The sequence below is a fragment of the Nostoc cycadae WK-1 genome (genome assembly GCF_002897135.1).
Classification (GTDB): Bacteria; Cyanobacteriota; Cyanobacteriia; order Cyanobacteriales; family Nostocaceae; genus Nostoc_B.
The window spans coordinates 112,540-137,169 of record NZ_DF978428.1; the positions used below are offsets into that span (position 1 = coordinate 112,540).

At 37.6% G+C, this 24,630-nt stretch carries 24 protein-coding genes and 1 pseudogene; 8 read left to right on the plus strand and 17 right to left on the minus strand.

Annotated features, from left to right (window positions below; all coding sequences use genetic code 11):
• Window positions 1–232 precede the first annotated feature (232 nt).
• A complete protein-coding gene (locus NCWK1_RS13195) occupies window positions 233–976 on the plus strand; it encodes a dienelactone hydrolase family protein (RefSeq protein WP_103125030.1) in 744 nt (247 codons plus the stop codon).
• A gap of 123 nt (window positions 977–1,099) precedes the next feature.
• Window positions 1,100–2,002, plus strand: coding sequence for a S1 RNA-binding domain-containing protein (locus NCWK1_RS13200; protein ID WP_096583333.1), 903 nt, complete (start codon window positions 1,100–1,102; stop codon window positions 2,000–2,002).
• A 93-nt stretch (window positions 2,003–2,095) separates the two neighbouring features.
• Here the strand turns inward: NCWK1_RS13200 and NCWK1_RS13205 are convergent, their stop codons facing one another.
• Window positions 2,096–2,581 (minus strand): hypothetical protein, encoded by a 486-nt coding sequence (locus NCWK1_RS13205; RefSeq protein ID WP_096583331.1) that lies wholly within the window; start codon window positions 2,579–2,581, stop codon window positions 2,096–2,098.
• 158 nt (window positions 2,582–2,739) lie between these two features.
• Here NCWK1_RS13205 and NCWK1_RS13210 point away from each other — a divergent pair, with 158 nt between their 5' ends.
• Window positions 2,740–2,952: a helix-turn-helix domain-containing protein gene (locus tag NCWK1_RS13210; protein WP_015111724.1), complete on the plus strand. Its 213-nt coding sequence runs from the start codon at window positions 2,740–2,742 to the stop codon at window positions 2,950–2,952.
• A gap of 36 nt (window positions 2,953–2,988) precedes the next feature.
• Here NCWK1_RS13210 and NCWK1_RS13215 read toward each other — a convergent pair.
• A pseudogene (locus tag NCWK1_RS13215) lies at window positions 2,989–3,306 on the minus strand (glycosyltransferase); the annotation flags it as partial.
• A gap of 198 nt (window positions 3,307–3,504) precedes the next feature.
• Between NCWK1_RS13215 and cysC the strand changes: the two are divergent.
• Window positions 3,505–4,074 (plus strand): adenylyl-sulfate kinase, encoded by a 570-nt coding sequence (gene cysC / locus NCWK1_RS13220; protein WP_103125031.1) that lies wholly within the window; start codon window positions 3,505–3,507, stop codon window positions 4,072–4,074.
• A 19-nt stretch (window positions 4,075–4,093) separates the two neighbouring features.
• On the opposite strand, the gene NCWK1_RS13225 is transcribed toward cysC, so the two are convergent.
• The 11 genes from NCWK1_RS13225 to NCWK1_RS13270 form a co-directional block, all read right to left on the minus strand.
• On the minus strand, window positions 4,094–5,182 hold the full coding sequence (locus tag NCWK1_RS13225) for a glycosyltransferase family 4 protein (protein WP_103125032.1): 1,089 nt from the start codon (window positions 5,180–5,182) through the stop codon (window positions 4,094–4,096).
• A 69-nt stretch (window positions 5,183–5,251) separates the two neighbouring features.
• The gene (locus NCWK1_RS13230; protein ID WP_103125033.1) at window positions 5,252–6,157 is read right to left on the minus strand and encodes a glycosyltransferase family 2 protein; all 906 of its coding nucleotides are present in this window, start codon (window positions 6,155–6,157) and stop codon (window positions 5,252–5,254) included.
• A gap of 82 nt (window positions 6,158–6,239) precedes the next feature.
• Window positions 6,240–7,457 carry a glycosyltransferase family 4 protein gene (locus NCWK1_RS13235; RefSeq protein WP_103125034.1) on the minus strand — a complete coding sequence of 406 codons (1,218 nt, stop codon included), beginning with the start codon at window positions 7,455–7,457 and terminating at the stop codon, window positions 6,240–6,242.
• A gap of 21 nt (window positions 7,458–7,478) precedes the next feature.
• Window positions 7,479–8,438, minus strand: coding sequence for a class I SAM-dependent methyltransferase (locus tag NCWK1_RS13240; protein ID WP_103125035.1), 960 nt, complete (start codon window positions 8,436–8,438; stop codon window positions 7,479–7,481).
• A gap of 58 nt (window positions 8,439–8,496) precedes the next feature.
• Window positions 8,497–11,616 (minus strand): glycosyltransferase family 4 protein, encoded by a 3,120-nt coding sequence (locus NCWK1_RS13245; RefSeq protein WP_103125036.1) that lies wholly within the window; start codon window positions 11,614–11,616, stop codon window positions 8,497–8,499.
• Between the two features lie 35 nt (window positions 11,617–11,651).
• Entirely contained in the window at window positions 11,652–12,575 is a 924-nt protein-coding gene (locus NCWK1_RS13250) for a glycosyltransferase family 2 protein (RefSeq protein ID WP_103125037.1), read from the minus strand.
• A gap of 21 nt (window positions 12,576–12,596) precedes the next feature.
• Complete coding sequence (locus NCWK1_RS13255; RefSeq protein WP_103125038.1) at window positions 12,597–14,303, minus strand: glycosyltransferase family 4 protein; 1,707 nt, start codon at window positions 14,301–14,303, stop codon at window positions 12,597–12,599.
• Between the two features lie 35 nt (window positions 14,304–14,338).
• Window positions 14,339–15,079 (minus strand): ABC transporter ATP-binding protein, encoded by a 741-nt coding sequence (locus NCWK1_RS13260; protein ID WP_103125039.1) that lies wholly within the window; start codon window positions 15,077–15,079, stop codon window positions 14,339–14,341.
• The gene (locus NCWK1_RS13265; protein WP_103125040.1) at window positions 15,080–15,886 is read right to left on the minus strand and encodes an ABC transporter permease; all 807 of its coding nucleotides are present in this window, start codon (window positions 15,884–15,886) and stop codon (window positions 15,080–15,082) included.
• 366 nt (window positions 15,887–16,252) lie between these two features.
• A complete protein-coding gene (locus NCWK1_RS29585; RefSeq protein ID WP_187308149.1) occupies window positions 16,253–16,417 on the minus strand; it encodes a hypothetical protein in 165 nt (54 codons plus the stop codon).
• Window positions 16,418–16,426: 9 nt separating this feature from the next.
• Complete coding sequence (locus tag NCWK1_RS13270) at window positions 16,427–17,176, minus strand: Uma2 family endonuclease (protein WP_103125041.1); 750 nt, start codon at window positions 17,174–17,176, stop codon at window positions 16,427–16,429.
• 116 nt (window positions 17,177–17,292) lie between these two features.
• Between NCWK1_RS13270 and petP the strand changes: the two genes are divergently transcribed.
• The 4 genes from petP to NCWK1_RS13290 all read left to right on the plus strand — a co-directional run bounded on the left by petP (window position 17,293) and on the right by NCWK1_RS13290 (window position 20,268).
• Complete coding sequence (gene petP, locus NCWK1_RS13275; protein WP_096583306.1) at window positions 17,293–17,484, plus strand: cytochrome b6f subunit PetP; 192 nt, start codon at window positions 17,293–17,295, stop codon at window positions 17,482–17,484.
• Window positions 17,485–17,570: 86 nt separating this feature from the next.
• A complete protein-coding gene (locus tag NCWK1_RS13280; RefSeq protein WP_103125042.1) occupies window positions 17,571–18,671 on the plus strand; it encodes a Get3/ArsA fold putative tail anchor-mediating ATPase NosAFP in 1,101 nt (366 codons plus the stop codon).
• Between the two features lie 110 nt (window positions 18,672–18,781).
• Window positions 18,782–19,831, plus strand: coding sequence for a chlorophyll synthase ChlG (gene chlG / locus NCWK1_RS13285; protein ID WP_103125043.1), 1,050 nt, complete (start codon window positions 18,782–18,784; stop codon window positions 19,829–19,831).
• 149 nt (window positions 19,832–19,980) lie between these two features.
• Window positions 19,981–20,268, plus strand: a complete 288-nt coding sequence (locus NCWK1_RS13290; protein ID WP_103125044.1) for a hypothetical protein — start codon at window positions 19,981–19,983, stop codon at window positions 20,266–20,268.
• Between the two features lie 59 nt (window positions 20,269–20,327).
• Here the strand turns inward: NCWK1_RS13290 and NCWK1_RS13295 are convergent, their stop codons facing one another.
• From NCWK1_RS13295 to NCWK1_RS13310, 4 genes are all read right to left on the minus strand, one after another.
• A complete protein-coding gene (locus NCWK1_RS13295) occupies window positions 20,328–21,287 on the minus strand; it encodes an MDR/zinc-dependent alcohol dehydrogenase-like family protein (RefSeq protein ID WP_103125045.1) in 960 nt (319 codons plus the stop codon).
• 117 nt (window positions 21,288–21,404) lie between these two features.
• Window positions 21,405–21,974 carry a hypothetical protein gene (locus NCWK1_RS13300; RefSeq protein WP_103125046.1) on the minus strand — a complete coding sequence of 190 codons (570 nt, stop codon included), beginning with the start codon at window positions 21,972–21,974 and terminating at the stop codon, window positions 21,405–21,407.
• Window positions 21,975–22,159: 185 nt separating this feature from the next.
• Complete coding sequence (locus NCWK1_RS13305; protein WP_103125047.1) at window positions 22,160–22,966, minus strand: inositol monophosphatase family protein; 807 nt, start codon at window positions 22,964–22,966, stop codon at window positions 22,160–22,162.
• A gap of 121 nt (window positions 22,967–23,087) precedes the next feature.
• Window positions 23,088–24,521: a BCD family MFS transporter gene (locus NCWK1_RS13310; protein WP_103125048.1), complete on the minus strand. Its 1,434-nt coding sequence runs from the start codon at window positions 24,519–24,521 to the stop codon at window positions 23,088–23,090.
• Window positions 24,522–24,630 lie beyond the last annotated feature (109 nt).

The window sequence follows — 24,630 nt, forward strand, 5'->3', positions numbered from 1 at the left end:
TAGTGTTCAGTATCTTGTAACTCCAGTTGAGCAACTTCTGCCAATGTCGTAATTAGTTGCTCAACTAGAGTATAAAAGTTTGCCACAAGCATAACGTTTCTAGAAAATGTAGCAAGCAACGCTGAAAAACTTCTGTTTTACTTACTTTTGGTAGTTGATTAACTGCTAGGAATAGCCTAAACATACTGGCATAGTTAGATCAAATCACCGAGGAGCATTAGTAGAAATATTTATGGCAGAACTAGCAATCAGCACTGCCTGGGTGAAACTTTTACAAAATAATCTGCAAATATCGGCTTATTTAGCACAGCCAGAAGAACCCGGTACTTATCCCGGAATTGTGGTTTTACAAGAAATTTTTGGTGTGAATACCCATATTCGAGATGTGACCGAGCGAATTGCCAAGTTAGGGTATGTAGCGATCGCACCTGCACTGTTTGATCGGTTTGCTCCCGATTTTGAAACTGGTTACACTCCAGAAGATATTGAAGTTGGCAGAAAATACGCTTGGGAGCAAGCTAAAGCACCAGAATTACTCAACGATATTCAATCAGCCATTGATTATCTCAAAGCTCTGCCACAAGTCAAACAGGATGCCATTGGTTGTGTTGGCTTCTGTTTTGGCGGTCATGTAGCTTATCTTGCTGCTACCTTACCTGATATTAAAGCCACGGCATCTTTTTATGGTGCTAGAATTACGACCAACACACCAGGCGGGGGTGCTGCCACTTTGAGGCGTACTCCTGAGATATCCGGCACACTTTACGCCTTTTTTGGCAGGGAAGATGCCAGTATTCCCCCGGAACAAACAGAAGAAATTGAAGCAGAGTTAGAAAAATACAAAATTCCTCATCGTGTCTTCCGCTACGATGGAGCTGACCACGGATTTTTTTGCGATCGTCGTGCCAGCTATAATCCAAAGGCTGCTGCTGATGCTTGGATTCAGGTACAACAATTGTTTAGTCAATTGAACTGAAATCCAAAAGAGTCAATGGTCAATAGTCAAATAGTCAATGGTCAAGATTAGTTGCTTTGGACTGTAGACTTTTGACTATGGACTTTGCATAGCAATCTAAATAACAATTAATTTTCATTAGTCATGAATTCCGAATCGAATCTATCTCAAAAAGCCAATTCGTCTTTTACAATGGACGATTTTGCCCAAGCACTAGAAAAACACGACTACCAGTTTCAAAAGGGGCAGGTGGTTCACGGTAAAGTGTTCCAACTTGACCCTGATGGCGCTTATGTCGATATTGGTGGCAAAGCATCGGCGTATATTCCCCGCGATGAGGCTTCTTTGAGAGCAGTAACCGATTTATCGGAGGTGCTGCCGTTGCAAGAAGAATTAGAGTTTTTGATTATCCGAGAACAGGATGCAGAAGGTCAAGTAACTCTTTCTCGACGGCAGTTAGAAATTCAACACATCTGGGAAAAATTGGTGCAAATGCAAGAGAATTCCCAGACAATACAAGTCAGGGTAACAGGTGTGAATAAAGGTGGTGTCACCGTCGATTTTCAATCTTTGCGGGGGTTTATTCCGCGATCGCATTTAGCTGAACGTGATAACTTAGAAGCACTGAAAGGTCATACTTTAACCGCTGGCTTTTTGGAAGTAGATCGCAACAGTAAAAAACTCGTACTTTCTCAACGTTTAGCTGCTCGTTCAAGTAACTTTAGTTTGTTAGAAATTGGTCAGCTAGTTGAAGGTAAAATAACTGGCATTAAACCATTTGGGGTATTTGTTGATTTAAATGGGATGAGTGCCTTGCTACACATTAAGCAAGTCAGCCAAAAATTTATCGAATCTCTCGAAAAAGTCTTCCAAGTTGGTCAAACCATTAAAGCTGTAATTATTGACTTGGATGAAGGCAAAGGTAGAGTGGCAATTTCTACGAGAATTTTAGAAAATTTCCCTGGCGAAGTGTTGGAAAATATTGAGGAAGTGATGGCTTCAGCAGAAGCACGCGCTCATCGTGCAGCAAATAAGTCGGCTGAATAGTTGGGTACATTCAAGTGCTGTTATCGGTAGTGGGACGTTCAGTCCGTGCTGAGTCTCCAGCAAGTTGCAACAGATAACTTTTGTTCCTCAGTTCTAATGTAGCAACGATTTTTCTAGGCGATAGCTCTTTCTCAGTTCTTGCAAAGTTTCTTCGGGGAAAGCAAATTTAATTAAAGCAATTAATTCACCCCAACTTCGCAGCATAGCTTCAGAAAGAGCTTGCCAAAATTCATTCATAAAAAATTCTGCCCACCACTCCGGTGCTTGCTTTCTGTAAGCATATTCATGTTGTTTGCGCCACCGTCTGCGCCATTTAACAAACTCAGCAGGTGTAGGTGGCTCTACGCCCAAAATAGGCGGAAAATCTGCATAACTGACAAATCTGCTAATACCTTTGGCGTGGACATAAACCATGTAGCGCCAACATTCGATTGTATATATATCACCAAAGCCAATACGAAACATCAAACAAATTGCTTCTTCAGTCACAAATCGCGTGAGTGAGTTAAGAAATAACGATTTATGAACAATTTTTGATGCACGGATGACAAGCTCTCTTGGCTTGAGTGATGATACCATGAAAATACCTGTAACTTCGGTAGAATTTACCCTATCGGTGTTTACGGGATGCTTTTTGTAAACAATGCGATCGCCTTTCAGTTTTGTAGGCCGGAGGGCGATCTTTTTATGTAGTATAATTATTAAAAGACTTATATCAGTCAGTTGTCAAGTAAATTATGGGAATGATTCGGCTGAAGATTAGAGAGTTTGCTGCGGAGAAAGGCTGGACATTGAAAGAAGTATCTGACCGTTCTGGTGTAGTTTACAGCACTCTCAGGACTTACGCGCGATCGCCTGGATTAGCAACTGTAGATTTTACCGCTATTCAGAAGTTAGCCAGGACTTTTGATGTGATGATTGAGGAATTGGTAGAAATTGTCCAAGAATAATTATAGTACTATTACCTATTCCTCACGGCATAATTTTTAGAGATAGCGTGATAAAACTTCAACAGTTGCATTACCTGTATTTTCCCAACTAAATAAATTGGCTCTGGCGATACCTTGAGTAGAAAGATGCGATCGCAATTTGGCATCTGTAGCAATCAATTGCATTGCTTCAGTAATTTCTGCGGTGTTGTAGGGATTAACTAAAATTGCTGCATCACCAGCAACTTCGGGTAAAGAAGAAAGGTTCGAGGTGATAACTGGTGTCCCGCAAGCCATTGCTTCTAGAACAGGGAAACCAAAACCTTCCCAAAGACTAGGAAACACAAGTGCGATCGCGCCATGAATAATTTTAGGAGAATGCCTCCAGAAATATGTAAAACATAGTTAATCCTTAACAGCCATACTTCTAAACTATTATCTTGGCAAACTAATTGTTTTAAGATACAATTTACGCCTTAAGGAAGTAGGTTTATATACTTCTGCAATTTGGATATTATTCACAGTTTCTGCTATTTTAGTCCCGACTTTTTGGATATTTATTCAGGCATAATAATGGAAAATTTAGGATTCACTTTGTGGTTTACAGGTCTTTCTGGTGCTGGCAAAACCACAATTTCACAAGGTGTTGCATTGGAGTTAAAAGCAAGAGGTTCTCGTGTTGAAATTCTAGATGGGGATGTAGTGCGGACTCATCTATCTCAGGGTTTAGGGTTTAGTAAACAAGACCGAGATACAAATGTCTGTCGTATCGGATTTGTTGCTAGTTTGTTGAGTCGTAATCAAGTTGTTGCTATTGTTGCAGCAATTAGTCCTTTTAGAGACAGCCGCGAGCAAGTCCGGCAGATGAATCATCATTTTATTGAGGTTTATGTCCAAGCATCTTTAGAGGCTTGTGAACAAAGGGATGTCAAAGGATTGTATGTTTTAGCTAGAGCCGGAAAAATCCAAGAATTTACAGGAATTGATAGCCCTTATGAAGAACCTTTAAATCCAGAAATTGTTTGTAATACTCAGCAAGAAAGTATTGCAGAAAGTATTAATAAAGTTATTAAGTATTTAGAAACAAGGGAATATATTCGATCTGCTTTAGTTAGTAGTGAAAAACCCAGTTTGAAAGCATAATCATAAGTGTGAATACGATTTACAGATAGCGTGCTAAAACTTCAGCAGTAGCTTTTCCTGTGTTTTCCCAACTAAATAAATTTGCTCTGGCGATACCTTGAGTCGAAAGATGCGATCGCAATTGAGCATCTGTAGCAATCAATTGCATCGCTTCAGTGATTTCTGCGGTGTTGTAGGGATTAACTAAAATTGCTGCATCACCGGCGACTTCAGGTAAAGAAGACAGATTAGAGGTGATGACTGGTGTACCACAAGCCATTGCTTCTAGAACAGGGAAACCAAAGCCTTCCCAAAGACTAGGAAACACAAGTGCGATCGCACCATTAATAATGATGGGCAATTCTTGATAATCAATATAGTTGAGGAATTTCACTCGGTGAGAAATTCCCAATCCTTTCGCTTGCATTTGTAGAATTGGAGTATAGCGTTTATCTGTCGGCCCGGCTAACCATAATTCATATTCTTGAGAGAGTGCAGCAAAAGCAGAAATCAAGCGTTGTAAATTTTTATAAGGGTCTTGCCTACCAATGTAGAGAAAGTAGTTGCAAGTTGGTAAATTTAGATGACGAAAGTGGTTGCGATCGTGCGCTAAGAGAATCGGCGTAATTTTGTTAGCAGGAATTTGATAAAAATCAATAATATCATCAGCCGTAGCTTGAGAATTACAAACAATGTGCTGCGCCTGCTTCAGAACTTGCGGAACATAGTAATGATGATATGGCGTTAGTGGTGAAAAGCGTTTAGGAAAGCGCAAAGGGATCAAATCGTGAGACATTACCACAAAACGACACTGAGTATAAAGCGGTGCTTCTGGTAAGGGTGAGAATAAAAGTTGCGATTTTAATTCCCGATAAATTTTAGGTAATTGCAATTGCGTCCATATCAGACGGTTAAAATGCCCCTTTGTACCATGAGCAGGGGTCAGATTATTTGGTACAGAATAGCAATTAAACTCAGGGTAATTATAGGCAGTTAATAAAGTAGGATTTAGAGATTTTAAATAAGGAAAAAGATTTTGGGCATAGTTACTGATGCCTGTTGGTTTAGCTAAAAGTATCGATAAGTTAATAATTAAATGATTAGATGAAGAACTATTTGCTATATTCATCAAATAATTGTTCTATAAGCCTTGAAAGTTTTTCTTACAGTTATTTTTCAAGCAAATAATTTTGCTATATTATTGTTGCCCTTCTAGTAGCCTTAATCTTCTAAACCATGATAAGCCTGGGAAAAAATACCAAAATAGTACTTTAATTATGATTTTAGGTGAAATTACTTTTTTCAATTTAACAATTTCTATGAAGCTAATCCATATCAATTTTTTAACTTCCTTGTCATCAAATTTATTGAGTTTTGTCATATCTTCAGCTTTTACAAAAGCATAAGACATCATCCAATTATCTGGTACCTTCCCAAACTTTTGTTTGAGCATTTGTACAACTTCATAATGTGCTTGTAATTTTTTACCCATAGTTTTATTAGTTTTATACATCCGAGAACCAGCAAATTTTTGTGGTAAATGATAAAAATCAACATATTTTCCATAACGAAGCCATAGCTCATAATCCATGCAATAGTCTAGAGATGAATCTAAGCTACCAAATTTCTCAATTAAGCTACGTCTAAAAAATACTGCTGGCTGACAAATATAACAAGTTTCTATTAAGCGTTTATAATTCCAATTTTCTGTGGGATAGGGATAAATAATCTCATCTAGTTCATCAATCCAATCAGCATCACCATAAATAACTTCTATTTCAGCCTGTGACTCAAATATTTTCCTAACTGCATTAAATGTTCCTGGATAGTAAATATCATCAGAGTTAATCCAGGCAATAATATCACCTGTTGTCATTGATATTCCCTTATTGACAGCATCAGATTGTCCTTTATCTGCTTCTGATACCCAGCGTATTTGAGGGTGATATTTTTTCAAAATTTCTACGGTTTCATCATCACTACCTCCATCACAAACTATATAATCAATATCTTCTATGCCTTGGGATAAGACACTTTGTATAGTTCTTTCTATGAAACGACCTTGACGAAAGGAAGGTGTAATTACACTAAATTTTAAACTCATATTTTGAAAGATGCAAAAGTGAAATTTTTAGCTTTAAATGATTTGACTTAGAGAGTAAATATGCCTTGTAAAATTATAGCTATTAAGCTGAAGAGGATATATTTTTAGATGCAGCACCTTTAAATATATCAATATATTTTTCTGCCATTTCTTGCCCATCAAATAGTTTAAGTCTTTCCTTTCCTTTACAAACTAATTCATCAACTAAATCAGCATCATAACTAATTTTGAGTAAACAATTTACTAAATCTTCCGGATTATTTGGATTAAAATAGAGAACAGCATCTCCTCCAACTTCTGGTAAGCTACCTGCGCTACTGCATAAAATGGGTTTACCAAAATACATTGCTTCTAAGACTGGAATACCAAAACCTTCGTAAAGAGATGGAAAAACTAAGCATTTACAGCCATGCCAAACTGCTTCTAAATGTTTTTCATCTAGGAAACCTAAAAAATGAACGCAATCGTCGAGATTAGCTGATGTAACTTCTTGACGAAGTTGATTTTCTTCTTGTTTTAAATCTCCTGTAAAAATTAAATCTAAAGGAAAATTAGCAAATTTCTGTTTAAGAATTTTGTAAGCTTCTAAAAGTACCCGATGATTTTTATGAGGCCAGTAATTTGCTGGGTAGAAAGCATAACAGCGATTTACTAATCCTAATTCCAACAAATATTGATGAGCTAATTCTTCACTTAGTCCATGCCAACGATCTTGAATTGAAACAGGAATAACGGTAAGTTGCTCGGCAGATGCTTGAAAATGTTTAATTAACGACTGGCGACAAAATTCTGATATACAGATAACTTTCTGAGATTTTTGAAGAAGGTTTTTGAGAAAATTAGTGCGGAGTTGCTGTTCTCTAAGTTCAAAAAACTCTGGATAATCAAGGTGTTGCGTATCATAAACAATTGCTACAACTGGGATACCATTCTCGGCAAATCTAGGAGCAGAAAAAGGGCAGAATAATAAATCAATTTTGTGACTAGCCAGGAAATTTTTTAAATAAGTTAATCTCGCTAATTTAAATTTAATTCTTTTCAATAAATCTTTTATTTTTTGAATATTGAGTTTGGAACTACTATCTGAAACTAATTCAGTAAGTAAAATTCGCTGAGTATTTTCCGTTTCATATTCTGCCAGTTCTTCATGATTCCAAGGTGCAGTTAGTAATAGAAACTCGTAATTGGGAACTAGTTGCTGAATTTTCTTTAAGAGTGTTAATACTAATATCTTGGCTCCTCCATTTTTTCCATCAGGTAATAGAGGAGTTAAATCTATTGCAATTCGTATTTTAAACATCAATACTTTTTTATGAGTTAATCAATCGTTTATGGGTAAACCAAGCAATTTCTTAACTTCAAACCATAATATTCGCAACTGCCAAAATTTACTGCTTTTCATAGCAACAATTTGAACTTCAGTATTTTGAAGTTGATCTTTCAATGCGACAATTTCACATTCAGCAGATTTAAGTTGATCTTTCAATGCGACAATTTCACATTCAGCAGATTTAAGTTTATCCTTCAATATTACTAATTGTTCATCTTTAGTCCCTATCTTTCTAGCAATAAATGTGTGAGTCAAAGCTAAAAGTTCAGTTCGGGAATATCCTTTTTTTGAAAGCTCTTCACTAATTTCTGGAGTTAAAAAATCTTCATTTTCCAGATCTAAATCATTACGAATTATGTCAACCTCTTGAAGGCTGCTACAAATGTCTATGTATTTCTGAGCTGGTTGAAAGTTAAAATATCTTCCATTAAACATATGCTCAATATGAGCATTTACATCACTGAGCAAAGATGAAACTAAAATTTCACCGTTTCGGCATTTATTTTTAATTTCATCTTTATCCATACGAAGATGTATCCAAGGATACTTATCGATATCAAGTATATTTTGCTTATGATGTCCCTGTCTAGAATTCCACAAAGGTGAAGCAACACAATAAATCACACCATTTAATTTAGTTACACGAACCATTTCTAAAAATGCAGCTTCAATATTAGAAACGTGTTCCATTGTGGCAAAACAAAAAGTTAAATCAAATGAATTGTCATCAATAGACATTTTCTCAACAGACATTTGAAAATATTTAATTTTACTATCTACATAATCCTTTCCTACTTCAGTAAGTACATCTATTCCCCACACTTCTTTCGCGCCTAATTCTATAAAATAACTACACTCCTTACCTGTATTGCAGCCGACAACTAATATTTTTTTATTATTTACATTAAGTTGTTCATTAGCCCAGTCTACATGCAGTTTATTGTAATTCATATCAGTAATTTGGTGGTAGTTTGTAAGAAAGCTTACGAAGATTGTTAAATATAAATCTTTAAGAATCTGTTTTCAGACCAATATGTCTCTTTAACCGAAACCAAATAGTTCTTAACTTCCAAAACTTGCTACTTTGTATTGCTGCAATTGTAACCTTGGCCTGTTCAATTTGAATCTCAATATCCTGATTTGGGTCTATATTTGGCTCAAATGTATCGACTGGTAAGCCAATTGATTTTTTGAATTTAAACCAAGCAGTTCTTATTTTCCAGAACTTACTGCTTTCCATAGCAGATATCAATTCTAGGAGATTTCTTAGCTGTGCTGGAGCTTGTCTAGTTAGTTGTAAGTTTCCTGAATAAAATTTAATTTTTTGTAATTCGTCTTGTATCTTACGTAATTCTGCCCATACTTGAGCCACAGGTACAGTATTTTCATATTTAGCTGTTTTTGCAGTTTGTATGAGAACTTCTGCAACTATTTCTGCCATTTTCGACCAAGAGAATTTCTGAGCTTGCTTTAAACCAGCAGCAATAAATGTGTTTCTAATTTCAGGATTTTGAATTTTCGTCAATCCACTGACAAGCTCATCTACATTATATTCATTAACATAAAGTGCTGCTTCCCCAGCGACTTCAGGAATAGAAGAATTATGACAAGTAATTACTGGACATCCACAAGCCATAGCCTCTAAAATTGGCAATCCAAATCCTTCATACAAAGATGGATATACCAGAGCGATCGCTCCAGAATAAGCTATTTTTAAATCAGTATCATTCAGATGAAGTATATGAGTAGAGCTTCCTGGAACTAAAGCAGTCAGTTCTGGCTCTAGCTCTGGACGACCACCAATGCAAACTATAGCTAAATCACTAGAATTTGGTAGTAGAGAAAATGCTTTAAAAAAATGGATGATATTTTTATAATTATTCAGACCAAGCCTTTCACCTACAACTATGAAATAAGGCTTATTGATATTATGTTTTGTCTGGAATTGATTAATTTCTTCAGAAGTTGCAGGGTAAAAATTTTTGTCTAACCCACAATAAGCTACAGTGACTGAATCTGGTGAAATTTCAGGATAAAATTTCACTAAATCACTGGCTGTATTTTGAGAGATTGTTATATATTTACTAGCGTGTAGAATCCCATAGTGTTTTTCTCTCCATCCAGAATCATTCATGTTGCCATAGCCAAGCACCTCTGGAATCATGTCATATCCCATGAATATGGATGGAGTAGATATCGGTGTTGTGTAATATGTTGAAATAAATAAATCAGCACCTTCTTGTTCACATATTTTTTGTAGTCTTTCACTATCAGCACCTGTTTCCGTATATCTATATTCTGGAGTTAATCGATAGCGAATACCACGAATTTTGGGAGCTGTTCCTACTCTATCAAGGACAATAATATGCTTGCTGAAACCACTTTTTACCCACTCTTCAAGTAGCGATCGCCATACTCTAGCAATACCTGTATTGAACATCTGAAAAAATACACCATCAACCACTATTTTCGGATATATCTTTTCAATTTTTGCTGCTGATTTCTGCACCTCTTCTGGTGACAAAAAACACCAAGTATCACTTGCAGGTTCTTTTTGAGCAATTGGTACTACACAGCATGATTCAGCAATATCTACCATTGTTTCATCCTTCACCCAAGGAAAATAATCTCGCAGAAACAATGGAAACTGCTTTTGTTTTTGCAAGGCTATCCACTGGGATTCAGCGTTTTTATAGCCGTAATATATTTCTTTAAACTTTAATTGTTGAGGTATAGCGTAAGCATAATGATGAAATATTAACCCATGTTTTTCTGTTTCTTCATGTAGAAAAGGATTAATTTTAGCGATATCTTGTTGTTGATGCTGTTTTAAATCTCCAACTAATCTGGGAGGTTCGTGAGCAGCCCAGACATATCCAGGCTTATATCTCCAAGTTCTTAGCCATTCTTGTTGAGGATTTTGACTATAGCAATTGCGACTGCTTACTACAATTTTTTCAGCTACAAAATACCAACACCAGTAAAATGCTGCTGTTTTTTCTGGATGTTTAATGAACATATCTCTGGCTGTAAATATTTGCTCCAGAGTCCATAATTCATCAACATCTACTTGCCATAATAAACATTCCTCTTGAATATTCTCAAGGGGAGCATTAACCATTTCTCGTTTACCATCCCAGAACATACCTTGAGGTTTACGATAAATAGTAATGTTTTCTGGATACTCTTTTAATATGTTGTCTAAATACTCTGTTGTCCCGTCGTTACTTAGTCCATGTTCATGAATTGATTCAATAATTTTTCCACCTAATTCTAAACTCCAGGCGGTGTCATGTTGTAGCTTGGCTACACCTTCAACAATATGCCAATGCCATTTAAATGACAGTTGTTTAAAGATTTCAATATGGTAACGGATGAATGGTTGACCGTTGAGAACAATTGTAAAGAAATGGATAGGTAAATCAGGATATGTAAATTGCAATCCTTTTTTCTTAAATATTGAGTAGCCATTTCTCAAATAAATATTTTGATGAACTAATGTATAGTTTGGATCTCTTAATAATCTTTGATGGCTATCAAAATTTTTAAACGTATTAATATCATCTAAAATGATGAAATTAGCACCATACACTTCATCTAACTCAATACTACCTGTAAACTCTGAGCCATCAATTAAAACAATATCAAAGTAATCAATATTATTTTCTTCTTTAATTTTTTTGATCCCATCACCTGATACGCCAGAACTTTTGACATATTCTATGTCCTGTTCTAACCATAACAAAACCTGTTCTAATGGATATTTTTTTAAATCTGTTTCTTTTTGATAATAAAAATTAACAACTTCATTTTTATCAGGAAATTTTCCCACATCGATCGACGATACGTTATAACATTTCACAAATGAATTATCTGCATATCGCTTTTGAAGTTCGCCAAATCTTTTTTTGGAAACTTCCATACAGTAAAGTGTAGGTTGATGAGGATTATTATTGATTCCTTGTACAAAAGCTGCGGTGCTACCTCCTCCTGAAGACGAACCTATTTCAAGAACTGTTTTAATATTAGCTTCACTAGCTAATTTTTGAATAGCTTTATATAATTCGTCTTCACTTATTTCTGGAGGTATTAAATTGTCGAGTGAACTATTATTGACTTGTTTAGACATAGTACATACCAGAATTTATGATTTTTCTACTTTGATTATTTTAAATTTATAATTTCTTTAACTTTAAACCAAGCTGATCTCAGCTTCCAAAATTTACTAGTTTTCATAGCTTCAATCTCTGCTAAAGCTGTTTGTAACTGGTTAGGGAATAGATTATCTTGATATTCTGAAACTTGAGCTTTTTCTTCTATACGAAATAATCCCCAATATCCTTGGGGATTGAGAATAATATTTTGATATTTAGCAATTCTTGCTTTTAACCAATATTCTGTTTGATATATAGGAGCTTTATCTTGGATAGTAAACATTTCTTGCAATGCAATTTCTAATTGACTTGATTGACCTCCACTGTAATAAGAAGCAATTATTCTATCGTAATAAACTTTATTAATATCTTCTTGTTGTGCCAATCTTAAAAACCACTCATAGTCTGAAGCAGATTTGTAAGATTCATTAAATAATCCTACCTGATGAAATAAATGAGATTTGGTAAAACTAGCTTGATGGGGTAAGCAACCGCATATCAGTTCTTCTAGAATATACTCTGGGTGTGGCGGTTTGTGTACTTGTATTGAAGTATTAACTTCGGTTCTAACTTGAATATTGCCATATATAAATTCACAATGTGGGTGATTTTTAATAGCCTCAGCCACATCACTTATGACATTTTCATCTATTAAATAGTCATCCGCGCCCAGAAAGTATATAAAATCTCCAGCAGCAAGTTTTATACCTTTATTCATGGCTGCATAAATTCCGCTATCTGGTTCACTAACAAACTTGCTAATACAATCGGAATTTTGCAGAACTATTTCTTTGGTTCTATCCTGAGAATCCCCATCAATGATTATATATTCAATATCTTTGTAAGTCTGACAAGCTACAGATTTAATAGACTTTTCTATATATTTATCTGCATTCTTACAGACTGTGATAATTGAAATTTTAATACTTGTCATAATTATTTTTATTTTATGAAATCAAAAACTGCCATTGTGGAATAATTTTAAGTGTGCCTTTAATTGAAACCAAATTTGCCTTAGCTTCCAGAATTTACTAGACTCCATTGCTGTAATATCTATTTTGACCTGATATAATTCTGCTTGTGTTTGATGTAATTCTGTGTGTATTTGATGTAATTCTGCGTGTGTTTGATGTAATTCGGCTTGTGTTTTTTCTAGTTGAGACTGTGAGTTATGGAGATTATTACGTAGTTCCTGAATAGACTGTTTTTGATGGTTACATTCTGCTAAAAGTGCTTTTAGTGCCAATTTATCAAAAATTAAGTTTAAGTTATTACCAAGCTCAATATCTAATGGAATTGTAGCTAATTCCTGATTTGCATTTACTTTTGTATTTGTTTTATCTGACGATTTATTAATAGTTTTATCAGCAAACTGCAATAATAATTTGTTATGAGAATTAACTAAATCCTCGTACAATTCTATATATCTTTTTGCCTGTACTGTGAGTGGATACTCTTCCTCAACAAGCTTGCGGCTATTCTCTCCCATAAGCTTACAATGTTGAGGAGATAAGACACATTCAATAATTGCTTCAGCCATTTTATGTGTGTCTCCTACAGGTATTATTTTGCCTGTGATACCATCTTTAACGACATCAGGAACAACTCCAACATCAAAACCTATTACGGGTGTACTACAACTCATAGATTCTATTGTAGTAAATCCAAAATTTTCTTCTAATGCTGGCTGTATAAATATATCAGCAGCAGAGTAAACTTCTTGCAATTTTTGATCTGAATCCGTAAAACCAACTGTTAATAAAGGAATAGGAATTGATTCCATAGCCTCTGCTGGAGGATAGCCAAAACATACTAGTTTAATTTTATTTTCTGACACTAACTTATAAAAATAATTATTATCTAGGCAGTGATGAAGTGCAGTTAATAATTCAGCAAATCCTTTTCTCTTTTCGTAACAAGTGTGTGCGCCGAAAAGAATAATAAAATCATTTTGATTAACGCCTATAATGTTTTTTGCTTCAGCTTTTGATAAAGGAAAAAAAGCATTAGTATCTAAAGAATTTGGTATGACTTCAATTCGATTATTTTTAAATAAGGTACTCTGCTTTATATTTTCTGCCATCCAATGACTAGGGGTAACAATGGTTAGATTAGAATCAGACCAAAGTTCTAGTTTATCTTTTAACAGAATAGCTGGTAAATTATAAGTATCATCAGTTAATTGAGGACATTTTACACAATCTTTCTTATATTTGTCGCATCCTGCTGAATAATGGCATCCACCTGTAAAAGGCCACATATCAGGAAACTTCCAAACTACTGGCTTACTAAGTGAAAATACTTTTTTCAGCGTTAAAGAAGATTGAAAATAAGCAATCCAATGCAAATTAATTATATCTGCATTTAAGATTTCTTGATGCTTAGATATATCAATTCCAGGATAGGGAAATGAGAATAATGTATTAGATACAGTAGTTCTATTTCTATTTATATAAGAATTTTGAATCGCTTCAAATTGGTATTCATTAATATTATTAATGTTTAAATTAGGAATAGAATGAACTGTTGGATCTGTGGAATGTTTATGCTTGACAAGCATTAAAGAATCTTGACCTAATCGACGTAAACCTTGATGTAGTCTGTACGCACCTCTGGCCGCTCCACCTTGAATATCGTATGTATTGACATGAGCTATTTTCATTATTATTTTGTTTCTAAAATTAAATATTTTACATTTTATTGGGAATTAACTTTTTCTAAGTATGATTTTACTACTTCTTGTGCTTGCCCTTGACTTTGTATAACTCCTTTATCTAACCAAATTGCCATCTTGCAAGACTCTTTGATAAAGTGCAAATCATGTGAAACTACTAGAATGGTAGTATTATTATCCCAAAATCTATCTATTCTTTTTTTACACTTATTTTTAAAACTTTCATCGCCAACAGATAATACTTCATCAAGAATCAGAATATCTGGCTGTATATCTGTTGCAATGGCAAAGCCTAATCTAGCCACCATACCTGACGATAAAGCTTTCACCGGAACCAAGGCATAGTCTTGTAATTCTGCAAATTCTAAAATTGAACTAGTTCGCTCTTTCATTTCGGCTCTAGAAAAACCCAGTAGTACTCCGTAAAGACTGATATTGTCCATTACAGAAATTTCTGGATCAAATCCTGCGCCTAATTCAATTAAGGGTGCAATTTTTCCACGCACCCTAACAGTACCACTGGTGGGTTGCAAAATTCCACAAATTACTTTTAGCATGGTTGACTTACCAGAGCCATTTGCTCCGATAACACCTATCTTTTCTCCTTTGTCAACCATCAAATCGATTGAGTCTAGTACATTTTTTTTTGTTGGCTTACGGTATTTGCCTTCCAAAACAGATAATAGAGTCTTTTTGAGATCGTAAGAAAACTCTTCTTGTGTGCGTCGCAAAAGCGAAACTTGGTCTAGACGAATTACTTCCATCTATAACAAATCCATAAATTGATTGCGTAGCATTTGGAAGCTAACCCATCCTAATGCCAAAATAATTATGCCACTAAGCATAGCACCCCAAATTAAAGTTAAATCTGGTATGTTACCTGATATTGAAATCTGCCGCAGACTTTCAATAATTGGTGATAAAGGATTTAAGCTTAGAAACGGCTTGACCTGTTTGGGAACAATAGCGGCTGGATAAAATACCGGACTACTGACCCAAATAACGAACACAACTAATTCATAAAAATAAGGTAAGTCCCGAAAAAATACATATAACGCACTTAGTAAAAAGCCAACTCCAGTACAAACCAACACCAGCGATACAAAGGGAAATATCAGCGTCAGTACATTAAATAAATTCTTGGAATTAATTAAGGTTATGAGTGCCAATAAAGGAAAGGCTCCAACTGCAAATTGAAACACATTAGCAGCAATCATTGATACTGGAAATACGCTGACTGGCAGCCGAATTTTATTTAGAAGTGCGCCATTACCAACAACACTACTCAATGCTTGGGATGTAGAAGCTGAGAAAAAATTAATAACTATGAGTCCTGTAAAAGCTGCTAGTACATAGTTCAATATGGAATTACCATAGTATGATGCAAAATTTGCACCAAAAATAGCAGTGTATAAACCAGTCATAATTAACGGGTTCAATAGAGACCAATACACTCCTAAGAAGGAACCTCGATAGCGGACTTTAAGATTCCGTTGTACTAAAACAGAGAGCAGTTCCCAGTAGCGTTGCGCCTGTAACCATCTTGGATCATCTGTTGATAAAATCGCCATTCTTAAAAACCACCACACACTACAGGCAATTTATTCGCGCATTCTACACTATAACTCACGCACTTTACACTATGAAAGATAAAAACTAAAAATTATCTGTTTAATTCTGTTTGATAACTACAAACTTCTCAACAGTTTTGTAGACAAATCATAGCTATGAAAATCATCTTTCAACTTATAAAGATAGATTAAATATATAAGACTGCGTAACTTGCCAATTTGTTGCAATTTGCTCATTGTCAAATTACAGGTATGGTGAAGAGTTTAAATTAAATTATCTGGATCAATTCCTTGCGATCGCAAATATTCTGCCAGTTTATCAGCCCGTTGGCGTTCTTGTTCTGCCTGTTCTTTCAGTGTTGGTATCTAACCCGCATTATTGTTAGTAGGTTGACAAGTCTCATTCAGTAAATCTGCTTGCATACAATGACATTCGTCTGGCAAGCCTGATTCGCCGATTAATTCACTAGGTAAATCATACATGGTAGGCATGGTTTCTTGTGGCGGACGGGGCGGGTCAGTTTGATACATACTGCTACCTCAAGTCATACTATCTGGGTCAACACCCAGAGAACGCAAATATTCTGCCAAGCGTTGCGATCGCTCCTGTTCTTTTTGCAATCTTAATTCAGTGTCAGATAACTGTTGTTTTGCCTCAACTGCTTGTTGATATGCGGCAATTGCTTGATTTTGTAAGGTTAACGCTGCCTCTTCTGGTGTTGGTACTAACTCTCCTTCAAGAGTAAAGTAGCGAAGTTTAGCATTTTCTACACCTAAATACAGGCCAAGTACCTCACTCCAACACCAGCCACGCGTATCTGGCTCGATTTGTTGATATTTATTACCAATCAACTCAAAACCAGCAAATTCTAAACTTTCGGGTGAAAACCAAAAATACTCAGGTGTATGAAATCGGTTTTCATACAGACTTTTCTTTAAATTCCGATCAATGTTAGCTGTACTTTCCGAAAGTAATTCAATAATCAAATCAGGATAACGACCATCTTCTTCCCAAACTACCCAAGAATTGCGGTGTCGCTTTTCCGTATCCTTTACTAAAAAAAAGTCTGGGCCACGAAAATCTCGATTTCGTAATTGCTGACGACTAAAGTATATTGTCAGGTTTGCACCAATAAAATAGTCATTTCGGTCACGCCACAGCCATTCTAAGCAAGTAACTAAAAGTAATAGCTGTGCATAATGCAACGAAGTTTCCATTTCCGGCTCATCACTTAACAACCGAGTTGCATCGGGCATTTGTTGTTCTAGCTGTTGCGCTGTGACAAACATGGTTTTATACCAGATTGCGTATTAATTTAATTTTAATTTGGAGTGGAGCGAAGCGATAGATGAGTCCCAGATTCCGCTAAACTGAGACTTGGTTTATTGCATTGTAATCAGGCAGCATGGAAATCGGACAAAAAGTTAAGGTGTATCGTTTACGCGATCGCGTACCCAGTTCAGTTGCTCAAAAACTAGGTAAAGTCGGCGTTATTGAAGGCTACAAAATGACCGATGGTAGCGGCGTTGGCATAGTGGTGAAGTTTGAAGATAATAGCGCCACTTGGTTTTTTGAGGACGAAATCAAACCAGTTTAGTCAGGCTAACTCAAGGTGGAAGCTAAGAGTATTTGCCTAGTGCTAAGTTGGAGTGGAAAAGACAGGCGGTAATTGGAAATCACAAAATGTCCCTAATATTGACATTTTTAGGCAATAGCGGCATCGCTCGTAGCAAAATTGCGATCGCCGCAGCTAAACTATTTGCAAGCCAAGGTAAGCGTGTACTATTGGCAGGACTGGCAGAACCAGTGTTACCTATTCTTTTAGAGCAAACACTCTCTGCCGATCCTCAAGAAATCGCTCCTAATTTGCAAGCAGTACAGTTGCCAGCATCTGTACTTCTAGAACGCAACTGGGAAGAATTAAAAAAACTTGAGGCGCAATACCTGCGTACACCCATTTTTAAAGAAGTTTATGGGCAAGAACTGGTAGCATTACCAGGAATGGACAGCGCCCTCGCTTTAAATGCTATCCGCGAATATGATGCCAGTGGCAAATATGATGTAATTATTTACGATGGCACGGGTGATTCATTTACATTGCGACTGTTGGGTTTGCCAGAATCTCTCAGTTGGTATGTCCGGCGATTTCGACAGTTATTTGTCAACTCCGATTTAGGCAAGACAATTTCCGAATCGCCCTTAATTCAACCTTTGATTAGCAGTTTTTTTAACGTCAACTGGACAGCAGATAACTTTGCTCAACCTACCAACCAAGCCAACGATTTTTTAGACAAGGGGAAAGCTGCTTTAGCTGACCCCAAAAGAGTTGCGGCATTTTTGGTAACAACTAATGACCCCATTGAAGTCGCGGTTGCTCGTTATTTGTGGGGTAGCGCTCAACAAGTTGGACTGACAGTTGGTGGTGTTGTCCAGATTTCTGACCAGACAACAGCAAACTTAGGCACAGAATTTACACCTTTAGCTGTCACTGTTGTCCCTGATGTTACCCAAAATGACTGGCAACCGCTAATTGATGCTTTACCCAACTTTGTCGAACAAGCAAACCAAGTACCAAGACCAATGGAAATTGATGTTCATAACCGTCAGGTACGCTTATTTTTGCCTGGATTTGATAAAAAACAGGTAAAACTCACTCAAGTCGGGCCAGAAGTAACCGTAGAAGCCGGCGACCAACGCCGTAATATCTTCCTCCCGCCAGCCTTAACTGGTAAGCCTGTGACTGGAGCGAAATTCCAAAATAACTATTTGATTATTTCTTTTTAGATTGGGATGAAGGATGAAGTCTGAATCATAAAGTTTCATACTTCATACTAGCCTCCGGCAAGCCGCCATTAGGGCGGCTACATACTTCATACTTTCCCATACATAATCTTATGTCTGAATCAACTCCTATACCCCCCAATTCCAACCCGACTGAGGCAGTAGACTCAGTAATAGATAATTCTAGTGAAGCAGGAATAGTAGCAGAGAGCGAACGCAATGCCAAAACTCGCCAGCTACTAGGTATGAAAGGTGCAGCACCCGGAGAAACTTCCATTTGGAAAATCCGGCTGCAATTGATGAAGCCTATCACCTGGATTCCCTTGATTTGGGGCGTAGTCTGCGGTGCGGCTTCTTCAGGTAACTACACCTGGACTCTAGAAAATGTCTTGAAAGCCGCAGCTTGTATGTTACTTTCGGGGCCGCTGCTGGCTGGTTACACCCAAACCATGAATGATTTTTACGATCGCGAAATTGATGCCATTAACGAACCCTATCGCCCCATTCCCTCTGGCGCAATTTCTGTACCCCAAGTTGTTACCCAAATTTTAGTATTATTAGTATCAGGCATTGGTTTGGCATACGTCCTAGATATCTGGGCTGGTCATGAATTTCCCACCGTTGTAGCCCTAGCAATTTTTGGATCATTGGTTTCTTATATTTACTCTGCCCCTCCCCTGAAACTGAAGCAAAACGGCTGGCTGGGGAATTATGCTTTAGGTGCAAGCTACATCGCCCTACCTTGGTGGGCTGGTCATGCTTTGTTTGGCGAACTGACTTGGCAAGTTTTGATTCTCACCTTAATTTACAGCTGGGCAGGGTTGGGGATTGCCATTGTGAACGACTTTAAAAGTGTCGAAGGCGATCGCCAGTTAGGGTTAAAATCACTACCAGTTATGTTTGGTGTTACTACCGCCGCCTGGATTTGTGTCTTGATGATTGATGTATTTCAAGGCTTGATGGCTGCTTATCTCGTCAGCATCCATGAAAATTTATACGCCGCTATTTTGGTACTGTTAATCATTCCTCAAATCACCTTCCAGGACATGTATTTTTTACGTGACCCCTTGAAAAATGATGTGAAATACCAAGCCAGCGCCCAACCATTTCTTGTTCTCGGAATGCTGGTGGTCGGTTTGGCGTTAGGCCATGCGGGAGTTTAAAAAATTGCTGAGTGCGGAGAACAAAGAAAGATCATATTTCGTTAAGCACTCAGCACTATTTTCAGTTTGAATATTACCTAGGAATCAGAAATTAGCCTTCCGCACTGCGATAACATAACTTCTAACTGTTATTTTTATCAGGACTGGCAGTGTTACAAGCAATTATATTTATCATCCAGGGCATTCAAAAATTTTTAGTACCGATTTGTTTTGTAGGCGCATGGAGTTTGATGATTCTCGTCGCTTGGAGTCTGTGGACAGCTGCGCGGGATAGCGTAGCTACAGCCAAACAAATGCACCAAATCCCTTGTCCTGGCTGCCAATTTTTCACCGACGACTACCGCCTAAAATGTACTGTACACCCGTCTGTCGCTAATACAGAAGAAGCGATCAACTGTATGGACTATCAGCCAAAGACGAACCCTTATTTGTATTAGGCGTATAGGGGTATAAGGGTGTAAGGGAGAATAATCTATTCAAGTATAAATTTCATACTTCATACTTCACCAACTTCCAACAATACTTTTAACACGCCCCGACGTTGTGCTTCTTCAAAAGCTGCAAGAGCTTCTGTGAAGGGATAATGGGCATGAATTAGAGGTTTTACGTCTACTTTTTCTGCTGCTAATAATTCCAAAGCAGCCGGAAAAGGGCCACAGCGAGAACCAATCAGGGTGATTTCGTCCACAACCAAAGACGAAGCATCTAAACTTAAATTGCCTGCGTATGTACTTTTCATGACTAGGGTACCACGAGGTATTAAAGCGCGACGAGCGATCGCAAATCCTTCAGGATTACCAGTACAATCTACAGAAATATCAAAAGCTTTATCGGTAACTGCATCAACTAAACCAGTTTTAATTCCTCTGGCTGCTAAATTCGTCAGTTTTTCGGGATGACGACCGATAACCAACAAGTCGCAGCCAGTTAAAGCCAGCGTTTGGGCTACAAGTTGACCAAGTTTCCCATCTCCCACAACTAACACCCGGTCGTCTGAACACAACACCACCTGCTGCTGAATTTCTAACGCTGCTGCTAGTGGTTCGGTAAAAGTTGCAATGTCTGTAGGCACATTATCCGGTACAGGATGTAAGTTTTCTATGGGTAAACACAGATAATCTGCAAAAGCCCCGTGACGGTTCACAATACCCAACACCGTGCGATTTTCGCAGTGAGTCGGTTGTCCTCGGCGACAGAACCGACAATGACTACAGGCTGCATTAATTTCGCCTACTACCCGTTTATTGATTAAGTTCTCCGGCCCTTGTTCCACAACACCGACAAACTCATGTCCCAGAATACCAGCATACGGATAGTAACCCCGCTTCAACTCCAGGTCAGTATTACAAATTCCCGCATGCAAAACACGCACCAAAGCTTCCCCTAATTTAGGTTCGGGAACCGGAATATCTGTGCGTAGTTTTAGTTGTTGGTTTTCGAGCCACAGTCCTTTCATCACTATTCCACTGGTAGATACTGCACCAACCGGTGAATAGTATAACAACTTTACTCTACTCCGCGTGACTTTGCGCTTAACTCTGCGCCCCTCTGCGTTTGTGAAATTACTCCAAGCCTAAGCAAATTCGCCCGTATTTTGATGGCAATCAACACCAATCTTATTTAACCAAATAATCAAATCTTCTGAATGAACTGCAATTTCACTTCCTAAAGTTTTGATATAAAGTAGCCCATCACTAATAGTTAAATCTCTGATGGGATACCAAGCATCACGATTTTGAATCAAAAGATCCAAAGGAATACCACCTTTTAAAACATTCTTGCGATATCTCCACCAAGCACGCCATAAAAACACAGATTTAGTACAGTGCATCTGATAACCTTTTGGCACTTTACAATATTTATATTGATAGAAACCTCGATTGTCTATCTCTCCTTTTAAGAGATAGCTGTATTCTACTAATACCTGATTTATCGATTCCCAATGAGTAGAATTTGCCTGAACTAGAAACTCAGATAATGCACAATTTAACTGTGCTGTAGCAATTACACCTTGAGATTTTGCTGTAAGTTGGTTAGTGTTATATACAGTTTGTGCTGTCAAAGCAGAATTGGATAATAAAATATCTTTGTTGTGGATAGTTTTGTCTACAAATTCGTGAATTATTTCTAGGTTGGATAACATCAGATTTATACCAAGTACAACGTTATGTAACTTAGTAGTTTCGCTAGACTTACACTCCAATCAGGATCAGTACAATTTGATTTACATTAAAAACATTGTTGGTTCAAACTTTTATTAAATTAAAGTATAAAAGCCTACACAATGAAGATTAATGTAGGCTTTTTAGATCAGCTATCTGATAGATATTAAATTTTCAACTCTTTGAGAAATGGTTCAAATACTGTCGCCAATTCTGCACGGCTGAGAACTAAGGTAGGAAAAGAGCGATCGCTATAATCTTCTCCCACTGATAATGGAAATGGCTCAGATTTGAGAGAATTCCAACTCCCACCAGCCGCTTGCACAATTACCCAAGCGCCGGCTATATCCCAAACTTTTGGTGTCGCTTCAATTCCACCTAACACCGCCCCAGTCGCCACGGTGAGAAAGTTATAACTAGCCACACCCAACATCCGAATTTTGCAGGGAAATCCTGGTTGAATAACAGAGGTACTGCGAGAACAAAGGTTAAAAAAGTGATTATTACTGGGAGCATCAACACTAGTATGGATAGGATGATTGTTGAGAAATGCTCCCGTGGGTGTGGCTAAACCAGATGTACCTGGCCAAAAACCGTGAAAACTCTGACCCAATAGCGGTACGTGAACATACCCGAACACAGGCGTACCTTGATACAGCAAACCCAGAGAAATCGACCAAATTGGAATTCCACGGGTAAAATTAGTTGTCCCATCCAAAGGGTCGATTACCCAACACCATTCCGTACCGGGAAATGTCTTATCGGCTTCCTCGCTGAGAATACCATAACCAGCAAAATTAGCAGCGATCGCATCCCGAATTTCCTGATCTGCCCATTTATCGGCGCGCGTTACCAAAGTACCATCAGCTTTTTGTAAAGCCTGTACTTGTCCAAAATCTTGTATTAGTTGTTTACCCACTCTAGCAGTGGTAGTGTGGGCAAAATCGAGAACTGTTAACCAAAAATCATTCATTAGATTACTAGGGAGTGAGTTAATAAAGGAAAAAGTTAAAAGTAAAAAGGTAAAAGATTAGTTTTTTTACTTTTGCCTTTTTCCTTTTGCCTTACCTTAATACCCATACACCAAATTTCAATTAGTCTAGATCGCTTTCTAAGACAGATGCGATCGCTTGCTTGGTAGTTGTTTGAAATTCTGTAATGTTGACACGGTTGAGAAACCCAATTGACAACACCATTCCCACAGCTTCTAAGGCAAATACCAACCCATAAGCTAGTTCCAAACTAGGTAACACTCTCCGCCCGATATCCAAAAGTGTACCGCCGATGACAACCGCTAAACCCCTAGAAATAGACTGCGCTAGTCCCCATGCACCGATAAACGTCCCGGCGGCTTCGGCTGCGGTTAAATCTAGCATCAAGCTAATTGCAGCCGTGGTTAAGAACCCAGTCGCTAAACCGAATAATACCAAACCAAATTTGAGAAAAGCTGCATTAGCTGTAAATCCAGAAATCCCTAGCAATAATGCACACAAAGCCACCAACATACAGCCTAAGCGTGCGCTTTTGCGCTTACCTAAACGCGGAACTATCAAAAAGCCAGCCACAGCGTAAGCAACCAGCAAACCCATACCATAATAAATGTTTAATTTGGTGCTTTCCGCCAAAGGCATATTAAACACCTGACCGGCATAAGGTTCTAAAATTGGATCTTGCATAAACAAGCACAGCGTCATTACCACCAAAAATGTGAAAAACAAGCCTGTTTGGGGACTGGCGGTTAAAATTTTCCAAGCCGCATCTAAAGTAATGCTGTCCTCGCGGTTAACCAGTGTGGAACGGTTGGCGTATTGGGAGTATTTTTTTTCAACACCGAATGTAGCGACAATCGCTAGTCCAAACACAATTGCTGGGACAATTATAAATAATCGGTTAATTGATGCTTGTAATGTTTCTGGAGTTGCTTCTGGGGTTAATTGCTTGAGCAAGCTAGAACTAATAATTGCGCCGACAATAATTCCCACCATCAGCATTGACCAAACTACACCGACGACTTTAGAACGGTTATCTTCTTCCGATACATCTACCAACAAAGCCGCAAAAGCCGTACCACTAGCGCAAATTGCTAAACCGTAAATGGCAAAAACTAAAGATAGCAAAGCTGTCCAGCCAATGGTTTGAGTTGTCCAAACCCAAGCACCAGAGACACTCGCAGCATTATTCAGTTGCCACATTACTTGTACAGCTAAAAAAGCAGCGATCGCAAATATCGCCGCCCCCACCCATACATAAGCCGTCCGGTGATAACCCCACAACGGTTTAGCATCCGACATCTGACCAAACCATATCCGCGAAGGCGACACAAACGCAGGTAAAGCCAGAACCAGCGATACCAACGTCGCCGGAATCGCAATTTCTTGAATCATGACCCTGTTGAGTACACCCAGAGTCAAAATCGACATCATGCTCAAGCCCATTTGAAACAAGCCAAGCCGAAACATAGTCGGTAAATTGACCCTTGGCGCAACTGGGTATTTTGTTTCACTATCAAACACTTCACCGCTTGCCATAGTTAGTTTTTTGGATGGTTTATCAAAATAGTCTCTCTTTAATTAAAGATAAACTGTTCGATATTCCAAAGACCCAGTCATTTCAACACATCAATTTTTGGCTTTGGTA